Here is a 12,670-nt window from a genome sequence, read left to right as displayed (position 1 = left end):
AACCGGGGCCGAGGACGGCACAGCCGTTCTCGGTCTCGATGAAGTTTGTGGCAACTCGCCTGCCCGCCACCAGACCTGGCCGTGTGGGGCTGCTATATGGTGGGCCGCCTGCTGGAGGTCCGCCTGCCCGCCATGTCCGGGGACTACCAATACGACGTCTTCCTCAGCTACCGCCGCAAATGGCCAGCATTGGACTGGGTGCAGAACCATTTCTACCAGCGGCTGGAGGGCTTGCTGGGTGAGGCACTGCCACACCCGCCCAGGATCTTCATGGACACCCGGGAGATAGAAACCGGGCAGGAGTGGCCACTGGTTCTTCAGGAGGCACTGAAGAGTTCGCGCTGCATCGTCACCGTGTGGTCGGCGGAATACTTCCGCTCGCCCTGGTGCGTGGCTGAACTGAAGAGCATGCTGAAACGCGAGCAACTGCTCGGATACCGGACAGAGAGCCATCCGGATCGTCGGCTCGTGTATCCCGTCCTCTTCTCGGACGGCAAGCTCCTCCCCGATTACACCCAAGGGATTCTGTACCGGGATCTCAGGGAGTGGTCGATCCCGGATCCGGTCTTTGCCCAATCCAAGAAGATCATCGGATTCCATAAGGAAATGATGAAGCTGACGGAAGAGCTCTCGAAACTCATCCTCGAGGCGCCACCGTGGCAGGACAACTGGCCGATCGACATCCCAGAGGTCAGCTCCGCCACGACCATTCCAGTGCCGAGGCTCCCATGAGCACAGGTCGAGTCATCACGTTCTACTCCTACAAGGGCGGAGTTGGCCGCACCCAGGCGCTGGCCAACATCGGCACGCTCCTGACCCGCTGGGGTTACAAGGTCCTCTGTGTCGACTGGGACCTGGAGGCGCCCGGCCTGGACAGGTACTTCCACCAGTGGCTCCAACAGCCCCAGAACCCGGGGGTCGTGGAGTTGATCCACGCCCATGTCGAGGAGAGGAAACCGCGTTGGCAAGAGTACGTGGTGGAGCTGAAACTCGGCAGCGCTGGACTGCCGCTCCATCTGATGCCCGCGGGTATCCAGGACGACACTTACAAGCGCCGCATCCAGGATCTGGATTGGGCCTCGCTCTACGAGAAGCACGCTCTGGGTGATTTCCTCGAGCAGATGCGCGACGAGTGGAAGGAGAGCTACGACTTCGTCCTGATCGACAGCCGCACGGGCATCACAGACATCGGCGGCATCTGCACCATCCAGCTGCCTGATCAGCTCGTCTTGTTGTTCACGGCCAACCATCAGAGCCTGGAGGGAATCGTCGACGTCTGGCGCAGCGCGCTGGAAGGGCGGAACGACTTCGCCTACGACCGCGGACGGCTGTTGGCCCTTCCTGTTTCCACCCGCTTCGAGCAGCGCGTGGAGTACACGCGGGCACAGGACTGGCTGAAGATGTTCGCCGAGAAGCTGGAGCCCATCTTCGCGGAGTGGACCAGCAAGGAAGTCTCGGTCCCGGAACTGCTCAACCACACCCGTATCCCCTACGTCCCTTATTGGAGCTTCGGCGAGGAATTGCCGGTGCTAGAAGAGGACGGCAAGGATCCAGAACAGATCTCCTTCTCATTCGAGACGCTCGCCGCGCTGCTTGCCCATGGGTTGGATGGAACCGATCTCCTGGTGAGAAACCGGGACTCCTATGTTTCAGCGGCGTGGAAGGTGACGCCGATGCAGCCCCCTGCGACACAAGAGGGCGCGTATGCCCAGAAACCCGTCCAGCTGTTCCTCAGCTATTCAGCCAGAGATGGGCAGCTGGTGAGACAACTGACGTCCCACCTGGGAGTGCTGCAGCAACAAGGAGTCATCAGCGATTGGCGGGATCGTGCGGTTACCAAGGGAACTCATTGGAGGACCGAGCTGGATGTCCACATCGAGGAGGCGGACATCATCCTGGTCTTCCTCAGTGCGGACTTCCTGGCGTCTGACTATGCCCAGGGAGTCGAGATGAAGCGGGCCCTGGAGCGCCAACTGGAAGGCAAGGCCCTGGTGCGACCCGTTCTCTTGAGGCCCGTTTTCTGGAAAGGAACCCCTTTCGCACGGTTGCCCATGCTGCCGTCACACGACAAGCCTGTTACCAGCTACAGCGACCAAGACGAAGCCTGGGCCGACATATCCCAAGAAATCAACCGGCTCGCCCAGGCCGTTCGTACGAGTCATTCCGCAAGTTGGAGGAAGGAGAACGCAAGGGGCGGTGCTGCTTCGTTCCTCCACCTGGAGTCCGTATTCGCTGAATTGCCCAAGGACGCTGAAGCTCAAGGATGCCCACCTGGAATGGCCGTCAAGGATGTGGCCATCGGGCCGGAAGACTCCGTGCCCATCGAGCTATCTCAACCCTCCGAGGTGGTGAACCTCATCCACGAATGCACCGTGGAACTGAGGGGCGGAGGGGGCGCCAAATTTCCCCATGATTGGAATTCCACCAATGCGTTCAGAAGAGTCCTCAAGAATGGGCTCCAATTGGTGGACACCCATGCCAGGTTTCCTGTCACGAAGCGCTTCCATTTCTGGATGATGTTGTTCTCTGGCGACTTCATGCAACGGCAAGGAATGGAAGAGGATTACATCGAAACATCAGCTGTACAGCCTTCTCCGAAGGGAACCCTGTCCGTGGAATGGGCGTTGATGGACATCGTCAAGCCCCTGCTCTTCGCACGCAATTTGCTCAACCGGCTCGATTACCAAGGGAGGTTGGCCATCAAGTACCGATGGGAGGGGCTGCAAGCACGCTCACTCCGCATCTTCAATCCGCGCCGTGCTGGCTTCATTCTTGGACATAATATCAGCCGGTTGCCCAGTTGGACCTTTGATCTGGTCATCGCTCGCGATTCCGACCTGTATGACGCTGCTTACGAAGCAGCACAGAACCTGTTCTGGCAATTCGGATGGGAAAAGGCCATGAGTTCCGCCGTTCCCGCCGACATCCGCACTCTGCTGGAGGGAAGATTCCCGGATTGAGAAGGTGCAAGCCTGATTCTCAAATCCGGTGGCTCCAAACCCGCCGCGGATTTGGTGAAGGACTTCCTCGGCCGTCCCTACGCCTTCGAGGCCTACCGCGCCTACATCGACGCGCAGTAGACATCCTCCGCTCCGGGCCCACGCCTCATGTCAGGCGTGGGCCCCCTTCCCCGTCGCCTCTCGACCCCCCCTGAAGAAGGCCGTGACGGAATGACCATCCAGCATCTGACTCCCTCCGACATCGAGGCCCGTAAGGCACGTGCCGTCGCCGCGGCGACGAGCGCGGGCCGCGCACTCGGACTCGAGGTGACCACCCCGAAGGTCCTGCATGACGTGTTCTCCGTCGTCGTGCACCTGGCGCCATCACCCGTGGTGGTTCGCGTCCCCGTGGTGCTGCCGCCCGGACGAGACGTGGCCTCAGTGGTCGCGCGTCAGGCGCGAGAACTGGCCGTGGTGACCTGGCTGGCCGACCGGGGGCTCCCGATCGTGCGCCCCAGTCCCCTCGTCCCTCGTGAGCCCGTGCAGCGGGACGGCCTCTCGATGACGTTCTGGGAGCTCGTGGAGGTCGACGCATCGCGGCAACCGGACTTCATCGCCGAGGCGGCGCTCGCGGCCGACCTGCATGCGGCGCTGCGCGACTACCCGGGCGAGCTCCCGTTCCTCGCCCCCATGACAGCGGTGCCCACCTTCCTCGCGCGCCTGGAGGAGAACCCCGGGTTGCTGGCTCCCGCGGACCTCGAGAGGGCTCGGAGCGAGTGGGCTGTGCTCGAGCCCGTGCTCTCGTCGCGCGAGGGCTTCTCCAAGGCGTTCCCGAACGTCGGCATCCAGCCGATCCACGGCGACGCACCGTCGTACAACATCCTCCGCACGGCCTCGGGCGTGCGCTACGCGGACTTCGAGGAGGTGACCCTCGGCCCGGCTGAATGGGATCTCGCGTTCCTCGGCCTGGAGGGAGCCGCTGTCTACAACGCGGCGGCAGAGCGGGCGGGCGTGAGGCCTCTCGACCCGGCGGTCCTGCGCGTCATGGAGACGGCGGGGATGCTTCAGATGGCCGCCTGCCACGCTCTCGTGCCACAACTGCCGATGCTGGCAGAGGGGCTCGCGCCCGCGCTCCAGCGCTGGCGGACGATGCCTTTCGCGGGCGGGTTGAGCTGAGCGGCCGGTGAGCGTGTCCCCACCCCAAGCCAGCGGAAGCAAGTCCGTTCAGGGGTGCTCATGCAGGAGCACGGGGCGCCTTCCGGCCACGCGGCGTGCCGACTGGTCCAACAATCGGACCAGTTGCTCCCCATCGCGGCCGGGACCTCCCCCCTGCACGGAATGACTTCGCATGGTTTGGACGCAAGTCACGCCCTCCGGTTCTGCCCACCTCCCGGCCGCGCTCTTCACGAACTTGTCCAACTGTTGGACAAGTTTGGCGAGACCGTGCCCGGAGCGGCCGCGTGAGGGCGTCAGCCGTTGTTGTTGTTATTATTGTTGTTATTGTTGTTATTATTATTGTTGTTGTTGCTCTGCCTGGCCTCGCCCGGACGCTGGTTGCCCTCGGGCTCCTCGGGGCCACCGGGCATGGCCAACATGAGGCCCGCCGTGCCCATCATGACGAGATGCCCGGAGCGCGAGTAGGCCTGGGGGTCGATGATCGACAGCTTCTTGCGGTCGCACCAGATGGTCTGGTTCTCCATCACCTGCGGCAGCGAGAAGCTCCTCGTGAGCTTGTCCCCCGCATAGCAGTGGATGTTGGCCCGGCTGTAGATGGCATGAGGCTTCGGGGCCTCCTCCGTCAGCAGCCAGTTCACCAGCCACTCCTCGATCTGCGTCCGGGCGGGGCCGTCCTCCAGCCGCAAGGCATTCAGGAAGCACTCCACCGTGTGCGCGGTTCGCGCCATCTCCTGGGGATTCACGCCGGGATTCCTTCCTCAGGGCACATAGTAGAACTCGAAGTTCTGGAACGGCAGGTTGATGGCCTGGATGTGATAGAACGCGTTGTTCTTCTGCTTTTGATAGTGATACTCGCGCAGGTACTGCGTCGTGACGAAGAGATTGTTCGTCACCCCCGGCAGGTACAGCCCGCGATGCAGGTGGAGGACTCCCCCCAGGTCCGCCATCACGTACTCCTCCCCCAGCGTGTCACTGGGCTCCAGGCACTGGAAATGGAGCTGGTACGTGAACAGATGCTCCTGCTTCGTGCGCTTCTCGTCCCCGTAGACCACCGGTGTATCCCGCAGCATCTGCAGATACAGCGTGTTGCGGATGGGCTCCGGGCACGCCTTCTGGAAGACGTCCCGGCGCACATGGAGCCGCAGCCGGTCCTCCTTCGTCAGCGTGAACAACGAGCGCTCGCGCTTGAGCAACTGGGATGAGAGCGGGAGCCGCTCGTCCCCCATCTCCAGCACGAAGGCCTCGCTGGAGTAGAGGGCCTTCAACGTCTCGTCCTCCTCGATCAACGCGAGGAGCGTGTTCTTCTCCTCGTACAGATCGTTCGGCAGCAGCACCCCGGGCTTCGGAGCGGGCGCCTCCGCGAAGGCGAGCCGCGGGTGCATGTTGCGGGCGTACCATCGCGCGTAGTCCTGCTGCGCCTCGGGCGGGTCCGCTGGAAACGAGCGCGGGCTGTCCGTGTAGATGGCCTTCTGCAGATCGCACGTGTACGACTTCGCGCTCTTCATCTGCAGCTTCACCGCGGGGCAACCCGTCCTGCACAGGCGCAGGTGGCCACAGCCCTGACAGCTCGCGTCGAAGCCATGGGCCTGGTGCAGCGCGCTCACCTTCCGGGCCCCCGTGGCGAGAATCTGCTCGACGGAGTCGGTGAACACGTTGCCGTAGTGGAGCTCCTCGAGCCCCTGTCCCCGCACGCACGAGTACACCGAGCCATCGCTCTGCAGCAGGAAGAAGCGCTCGCCGCAATTGAAGGCACTGGTGCAATAGGACGGCTTGAACTCGTCGAACCAGTGGCGGCGCAGTCCCTCCTCGAGTTCCGTGCCCGAGAAGGCCTCGTTCAGCGCCCGGTACAGCTCCATCTGCTTCGCGGGCGAGGCCTGCGTCAGTGGAGCCTTGCCCTTGCTCACCTCGTGCGACTCGTTGAGCTCCGACTCGAACGCGAACATCACGTTGAACCGGTTCATGTCGAAGCCCAGCTCTCGATGGATGAACCAGATGTCCTCGATGATCGCCGGGATGTCCGCCAGGTGCTCCTCGCACAGGGTGGCGGAGATCTTCTTCGCGTGCGGATAGCGCGCCAGCAGGCGCAGGTTCTCCAGCGTCTTGTCCAGCCAGCTCGCCCCGCCGCGCGTGGTGCGATGCTTCGCGTGCATGGACAGCGGCAGGTCGATGCTCGCGCTGATGGACACCTTGTGCTTCACGAACAAGTCGTAGAGCGGCTCGAACCGGTACAGGTTCGTCTTGATGTGCGGCACGCTCTTCGGCTGCCCCAGCGCGGAGAGCGCGTCGAAGTGGCCCATGTAGTAGCCACGGATGAGCGTGAAGAGCTCCTCCAGCACGGCCGGAGGCATCGTGGTGACCTCGCCCCCGTGCAGCGAGACGTTGAAGGCGAGGACCCCGGCCGCCTCGAAGGCCTCCAGGGCGTGCCGCAACGTGGCGGTGGCGCGGGCCGCGTCCTGCTTGAGCGTCTTCCGGGTGGTCTGGTCCCCGAGATAGCAGTAGCTGCAACCGAGGTTGCAGCCCAGCGTGGGCACGTACAGCAGGTGGATGTGACGGGAGTAGTCCCGCTGGGGCTTCAGCTGGAGCGCGGTCATGGCGGGGTTCACGGACTTCAAGTGCCGGTCGCGGGCAGGTCCTTCACGCCCGTGAGCACCGCCTGGGGGGCGGCGCGGCGCACGTGCTTCACGATCTTCTGCGCCACCTTCTCGAAGCGGGCCGCCTTGTTGGCCAAGATCTTCTCGGGTTTTCGGGCACCCGTCTGGAACCTGTCCTGTTCAATCACCAGCACCTTGCCCGTGGAAGACTTGAGCACGAGCCGTCTCCCGGAGTCCTCCATCGAGACCTTCTGGATGTTGGCGTAGTACACGATCTTCCTGCCGCAGATGAGGTAGCGGGGCCCCACGTAGAGCCGCTTGGGCTGCTGGGCGATGATCCAGGCCACGATCATCAGCACGAGGCCCGCGGGGAAGACGACGAAGAATGCGCCCACGGCGGCGGCCAGGACGAGAACGATCCACATCCACCGGGCACCGCTCAAGCTCGTCGGCTCGCCATGATCGTATTTGATCAGAGCGAACTTCTTGCGATCCATGGTTGCTCCCGCTCCATCGGGTCCGAGCCTAACAACTCCCCCCAGAGGGACCAAATGGAGGCCGTGAGCACGATTCCCCGCCCTCGGTAGATGGGCGGATGCGCGTGGGCGTCAGCACCCGCTGGCGCGCGGCCCCACCTTGGTGGTAGGCACCCCCCTGTTTCCGCAGGGGGTTTCATGGATAGCAGTGACGCGCTCCAACTCCGCATCCGGGCCGCTACCGAGAAGGATGTGCTGCTCGGGATGTTCTTCGACAGCTCGATGGAGAATCTCCAGCGGCTGCTGGGCCCCACGGAGGCCGAGACCGTGCGCCGGGAGGTGTTCGGCTCGCGTAACATCGTGAGCTTCTTCCGCTACCCCGTGGCCGATCTCCTCAAGCTGGTCGACCTCGGCGTGAAGCGAAACAAGACGAGCGCGCGCAGCTACGACGACTCCATCGCCGAGTTCGGCCGCGCCGCGGTGAACTACTTCTTCGACTCGCAGGCCGGCAAGATGATGTCCTTCCTGTCCGGCGACGAGCCCCACCGCCTCATGGCCAGCTCCCCCGCCGCCTACAAGGCCGTCTCCGCCTTTGGCGAGCGCGCCTATGAGCGCGTGGGTCCCCGCTCCGGCAAGCTCATCTGCCATGGGGAGTTCCTCGGCCCCGCGTGGACCCAGGGCGTCGTGGAGCAGGCGCTCCTCAAGGCCGCCAAGGTGCATGCCCGCGTGCGCGTGGAGGTGAAGAACCCTTCCGGCAGCGACTTCATCGTCCACGTGGAGTGGTGACTCCATGGAAGCGAGCAGCACCCCACGAGTGAAGGTCTGCTGCATCTCCAGCGTCGAGGAGGCTCGCGCCGCCATCCGCGCCGGGGTCTCCGCGCTGGGGCTCGTCTCCAGCATGCCCAGCGGGCCCGGCGTCATCTCCGAGGCCCTCATCACGGAGATCGCCGCCACCGTCCCGCCCTCCATCGGCACCTTCCTGCTCACGTGCGGCCAGGACGCCCGGGACATCATCGCCCAGCAGCGCCGCTGCCGGACCAACACCGTGCAGCTCTGTGACCGGCTCACCGCCGGCACCTACGCGGACCTGCGCGGCGCCATGCCCGGCATCTCGCTCGTCCAGGTCATCCACGTCACCGGAGAGGAATCCCTCGAGGAGGCCCTGAGCGTGGCGCCCCACGTGGATGCGCTGCTGCTCGACTCGGGCAATCAGGCCCTCGCGGTGAAGGAGCTGGGCGGCACCGGGCGCGTCCACGACTGGAGCATCAGCCGGCGCATCCGCGAGCAGGTGAACGTGCCCGTGTTCCTCGCCGGCGGCCTGCGCCCGGAGAACGTGGGCGAGGCCATCCGTCAGGTGGGACCCTTCGGGCTCGACCTGTGCAGCGGCGTGCGGACGGAGGGCAGGCTGGATACGGAGAAGCTGGCGCGGTTCTTCACACGGTTGCGCGCTTGATGGGGCTCGCCTGGTCCGGGCGCACCCGCTTCCGCCACACCGCCACCGTGTAGTCCACCACCGCCGCCAGCGACGTCACTCCCACCGCCGCCACCAACGGCCGCACCCACTTCGGCGCCACCAGCACCGACATCAGCGCCCCCAACTGCAGCGTCGTCACCACCTTGCCCAGCATCCGCGCCTGGAACTTCACCGGGCGGAAGCTCGGCAGGAAGCGCGCCACCACGAAGCCCACCCCCGTCGCCACGTCGCGCACCACCAGCGTGCCGAACTCCACCGGCGTCAGCTTCCCCTCCGCCACGAAGGCCGCCAGCGCCACCATCACGAAGCCCCGGTCCGCCAGTGGATCGATGAGCGCACCCCAGTACGACTCCAGGTGCCGGTGACGGGCGATCCACCCGTCCAGGAAGTCCGTCAGCGCCGCTCCGGCCACCAGTCCCGCCCGGGCCAGCGGATCCTCCGTCGACACGAAGACACCCGCCAACGGTAGACGGCTCAGCGACAGCCCGTTGAGGAGCACCAGGCTCGTTTGTCGACGCATACCCCCGGAAGGTAGGAATGCCTCCCGCGCCTTGCATTCCGCACCAGGGGCGGGCAACCGGCCAGGCGGTTCCTGCCCCGGATGGCCATGCTCACTCCTTCCTGGGCTCCGGCCGCGCCTGGTCGGCCGACGAGCCGTACAGCCACTTCGCTCCGCTCAGGCGCAACAGCCCTACTCCCAGGGGCAGCAAGGCGAGCAGCACATACGGAAAGGCCCCGCTCAGGAGGGACCCCACCACCATGAGGGCCGCGGCCGCCAGCCAGGGCAGCGCCGGCAGCACCACCGCTACCTTCAGGAGGGTGCGCAACCAGTCCCTGCTCACCACCGGCCCGGTCTCCGCCAACGCGGCCGGCACGAAGGAGGTGAGGGCCACTCCCAGAATCCAGACCAGCGCGAACGACACTTCCGTGGGCTTGCCATCGAGCGCGAAGAAGAGCATGGGCAGCGACTCCAGTGCGCCCACGAAGGTGGTCGCCGCGAGACCCATCCCGCGGTTCATCCCCTCCCGGCGCGTCACCACGTGGTGTCCGGACGCCGCACGTGCCTGGGCGTACTGCTCCGGAGGAACCTCCAGCGCGTACGGGAAGCCGAGCTCCACCAACTGCAGCACCGCCACGTGCTCCACCTTGCGCCCGCCGCTGCCCGTGTAGTCGCGGATCTGCTCGTCCCCGAGAATCTCGTGCAGCAGGTCCGCTCGCTCGCGAGCGCTCTCCCCGGGCCCCAGGGGCCTCATGAGCCCGCTCAGCAACGCATCCACCTCGGCGCGGGCCGCGCCCGGCGAGCGCACCTCCTCCAGCAGGGCACGCGGGGACGGCGGCTCCGCCTGGCTCACCGGCGCGGGGAGCTCCCTCAGGAGCTCGCCAGTGGTGTCAGGGGCGTGAAGGGCGGAACGTGAACGTTGCACGGTGCCTCCATCATACCCGGGAACCCGCCGCGCGCGCCGTTGTCCAAGGCCTCCGAGAGACGAACCCCACCTACCCTGGAGGCAGTCCATGAGGCGAAGCTCCCTCGCCGTCACGGGAGTCGTGTGCGCGCTGACCGTTGGAAGCTGGACGCTCGGAGGATGTCAGCGCTCCGAGGAGCCACCGGCGCCCTCATCGACGCTGAAGCGCTTGGAGCCGCTCCTGGAGAAGGCCCAGGCGCCAGCGGCCCCGGCGACGGTCCCGGCCGATTCACCTCCAGCGACTCCGCCTCCAGCGCCTGCCCCGTCCGCGGCGCCCCGAGCCTCGGCGGAGGCCCGAGCCGCGGCCGCGAATCTCTTCGGCGCTGGCAGCGGTGGCACCGCCCAGGGACTCGGTGGGCTCGGCCTCAAGGGCGCCGGCGGGGGCGGAGGAGGCGGTGACGTCATTGGCATCGGCTCCATCGGCACCCGGGGCCGGGGCGCTGGTGTCTCGTCCTACGGAAGCGGCGGCAAGGGCGGCGCGCGCATCCCCACTACCCGCTCCTCCGAGCCGCTCGCCGGCAATACCGAGCAGTACCGCGACCATGGGGTGAATGCCTTCGTCACCACCGCCGAGGACCGGCTGTCCACCTTCTCCATCGACGTGGACACCGCCTCCTATACCCTCGTGCGCCGCAAGCTCCTCGAGGGCACGCCGCCGCCCCGCGAGGCCGTGCGCGTGGAGGAGTTCCTCAACTACTTCCGCTACACCTACCCCGAGCCCCAGGGCGCCCCGCTCGCCGTGCACCTGGACGCCGCGCCCTCGCCCTTCACCCCCGGCCGCCACCTGCTGCGCGTGGGCGTCCAGGGCAAGCGCCTCAGCGTCTCCGAGCGCAAGCCCGCCCACCTCACCTTCCTGGTGGACGTCTCCGGCTCCATGCAGTCCCCCGACAAGCTGCCGCTCGCCAAACGCTCCCTGCGCATGCTCGTGGACAACCTGCGCGATGGCGACACCGTGGCGCTCGTCACCTACGCGGGCGGCGTGAAGCTCGTGCTGCCTCCCACCGGCCTGGAGCACAAGGCCCTCATCCACTCCGCCATCGAGGACCTCACCGCCAGCGGCTCCACCGCCATGTCCAATGGCATCCAGCTCGCCTACCAGCAGGCCATGAAGACGCTCGATGGCCACTCCTTCTCGCGCGTCCTCATCCTCTCCGATGGCGACGCCAACGTGGGCCCCTCCTCCCACGAGGAGATCCTCGAGCTCATCCGCGGCCACGTGAAGGAGGGCATCACCGTCACCACCGTGGGCTTCGGCATGGGCAACTACAAGGACACGCTCATGGAGCAGTTCGCCGACAAGGGCAATGGCAACCACTACTACGTGGACTCGCTGCTGCAGGCGCGCCGCATCTTCCAGGAGCAGCTCGGCGGCACCCTGGAGGTCATCGCCCAGGACGTGAAGCTCCAGGTGGAGTTCGACCCCGCCCAGGTGGCACGCTACCGGCTGGTGGGCTACGAGAACCGGGACATCGCCGACCGCGACTTCCGCGACGACAAGGTGGACGCGGGAGAGATCGGCTCCGGCCACACCGTCACCGCGCTCTATGAGTTGGAGCTGAAGCCCGGCGCGGGCGAGGGCCTCGCCACCGTGCGCCTGCGCGCCAGGCGGCCCCGGGGCGAGAAGGCCTCGGAGCGCGCGTACCGCTTCCCCGCCGGGGCGCTCGCGGCCTCCTTCCCCGAGGCCTCCGCGGACCTGCGCTTCGCCACCGCCGTCATGGGCGCCGCCGAGCTGCTCCGCCACAGCCCCCACGCCGAGCGCTGGAGCTTCGAGCAGGTGCTCGACATCGCCCGGGGCGCCACGCCCGCCGGCAACGCCGAGCGCGAGGAGTTCGTGTCCCTGCTGAAGCGCGCCCGCTCGCTGAGCAACAACGTGGCCCGGCGGGACGGCGCACCCGGCGCGCACTGAGCCCGTGTGCGGCCTCCAACCCCGCTGGGGGTGTGGGTCATCGCGTGTGCCTTTCGTGTTGCTCCGCCCGCCTCAGTGAACGGTTGCATTCTTTTGTCGAAGCGCTATTCCCCGCGCCGCTGAAGGGGGGGAACCCAGGAGCGTCCTGGGTTCGGCCCACGGGCACGAGAGGCGCGCTCCTCGAGTGCTTGTCCATTTCACCGAGGGGAAGGTGTATGCGCGAGGGAGCAGAGCGGCAGCCCGGTAGCAGGTCGGATTCGTGGTGGGTTTCACTGATATGTGTTTGTGTGGCTCTCGGTTGTAGCCCCAACGCGGGACAGGAATCCCGGGACCCGGAGTCGGAGCGCGCCCCTGGCATCTCCTCCGCCCGGAACACCCTCACCGCGGCGACTCCGGGCTGGCGTACCACCGGCTCCCTGCGCAGGACGCGCGAGCGTCACACCGCCACGCTGCTGCCCACGGGCCAGGTGCTCGTCTCTGGCGGCTACGGAGAGGGCGAAGCCCTGACCAGCGTGGATGTGTACGAGCCGGCCACTGGCGCCTGGAGTGCCACCGATTCCCTCGCCTCGGCTCGCTACGGCCACACCGCCACGTTGTTGCCCACGGGCCAGGTGCTCGTCTCTGGCGGCTACTGGGCGAGCGGCA

11 protein-coding genes and 1 pseudogene are annotated in these 12,670 nt (G+C 66.3%); 7 read left to right on the top strand and 5 right to left on the bottom strand.

Annotated features, from left to right (window positions below):
• Positions 1-96: 96 nt before the first annotated feature.
• The 3 genes from Q664_RS46220 (at position 97) to Q664_RS46210 (ending at position 4,115) form a co-directional block, all read left to right on the top strand.
• The gene (locus Q664_RS46220; protein WP_043412204.1) at positions 97-732 is read left to right on the top strand and encodes a toll/interleukin-1 receptor domain-containing protein; all 636 of its coding nucleotides are present in this window, start codon (positions 97-99) and stop codon (positions 730-732) included.
• Complete coding sequence (locus Q664_RS53680) at positions 729-2,960, top strand: KGGVGR-motif variant AAA ATPase (protein WP_052519548.1); 2,232 nt, start codon at positions 729-731, stop codon at positions 2,958-2,960. The genes Q664_RS46220 and Q664_RS53680 overlap by 4 nt, the downstream gene beginning before the upstream one ends.
• A 210-nt stretch (positions 2,961-3,170) precedes the next feature.
• Positions 3,171-4,115 carry a phosphotransferase gene (locus Q664_RS46210; protein ID WP_043412202.1) on the top strand — a complete coding sequence of 315 codons (945 nt, stop codon included), beginning with the start codon at positions 3,171-3,173 and terminating at the stop codon, positions 4,113-4,115.
• 293 nt (positions 4,116-4,408) lie between these two features.
• Here the strand turns inward: Q664_RS46210 and Q664_RS46205 are convergent, their stop codons facing one another.
• Genes Q664_RS46205 through Q664_RS46195 form a run of 3 tightly spaced genes read right to left on the bottom strand, consistent with a single transcriptional unit; the run spans position 4,409 to position 7,203 of the window.
• On the bottom strand, positions 4,409-4,858 hold the full coding sequence (locus Q664_RS46205; protein WP_043412200.1) for a hypothetical protein: 450 nt from the start codon (positions 4,856-4,858) through the stop codon (positions 4,409-4,411).
• A 15-nt stretch (positions 4,859-4,873) separates the two neighbouring features.
• On the bottom strand, positions 4,874-6,718 hold the full coding sequence (locus Q664_RS46200; protein ID WP_235217155.1) for a radical SAM protein: 1,845 nt from the start codon (positions 6,716-6,718) through the stop codon (positions 4,874-4,876).
• 5 nt (positions 6,719-6,723) lie between these two features.
• Entirely contained in the window at positions 6,724-7,203 is a 480-nt protein-coding gene (locus tag Q664_RS46195; RefSeq protein WP_043412196.1) for a hypothetical protein, read from the bottom strand.
• Positions 7,204-7,380: 177 nt separating this feature from the next.
• Between Q664_RS46195 and Q664_RS46190 the strand changes: the two genes are divergently transcribed.
• Together Q664_RS46190 and Q664_RS46185 are read left to right on the top strand one after the other, a co-directional pair.
• Complete coding sequence (locus Q664_RS46190) at positions 7,381-7,968, top strand: TIGR02265 family protein (RefSeq protein ID WP_043412195.1); 588 nt, start codon at positions 7,381-7,383, stop codon at positions 7,966-7,968.
• A 4-nt stretch (positions 7,969-7,972) separates the two neighbouring features.
• Positions 7,973-8,635, top strand: a complete 663-nt coding sequence (locus Q664_RS46185) for a phosphoribosylanthranilate isomerase (RefSeq protein WP_043412193.1) — start codon at positions 7,973-7,975, stop codon at positions 8,633-8,635.
• Here Q664_RS46185 and Q664_RS62485 read toward each other — a convergent pair.
• The gene (locus Q664_RS62485) at positions 8,616-9,176 is read right to left on the bottom strand and encodes a CDP-alcohol phosphatidyltransferase family protein (RefSeq protein ID WP_052519547.1); all 561 of its coding nucleotides are present in this window, start codon (positions 9,174-9,176) and stop codon (positions 8,616-8,618) included. The two genes, Q664_RS46185 and Q664_RS62485, sit on opposite strands and share 20 nt — an antisense overlap.
• Before the next feature lie 91 nt (positions 9,177-9,267).
• Complete coding sequence (locus Q664_RS53675; protein ID WP_152622751.1) at positions 9,268-10,080, bottom strand: hypothetical protein; 813 nt, start codon at positions 10,078-10,080, stop codon at positions 9,268-9,270.
• A gap of 88 nt (positions 10,081-10,168) precedes the next feature.
• On the opposite strand from Q664_RS53675, the gene Q664_RS46170 reads away from it, so the two are divergent.
• Positions 10,169-12,025, top strand: a complete 1,857-nt coding sequence (locus tag Q664_RS46170) for a vWA domain-containing protein (protein ID WP_063934883.1) — start codon at positions 10,169-10,171, stop codon at positions 12,023-12,025.
• Between the two features lie 287 nt (positions 12,026-12,312).
• Positions 12,313-12,670, top strand: a pseudogene (locus tag Q664_RS46165) (kelch-like protein); the annotation flags it as partial.

The organism is Archangium violaceum Cb vi76, from assembly GCF_000733295.1.
Taxonomy (GTDB): Bacteria; Myxococcota; Myxococcia; order Myxococcales; family Myxococcaceae; genus Archangium; species Archangium violaceum.
Note: the sequence above shows the minus strand (reverse complement) of the source record. Positions and strands in the feature narration are given on the sequence as shown.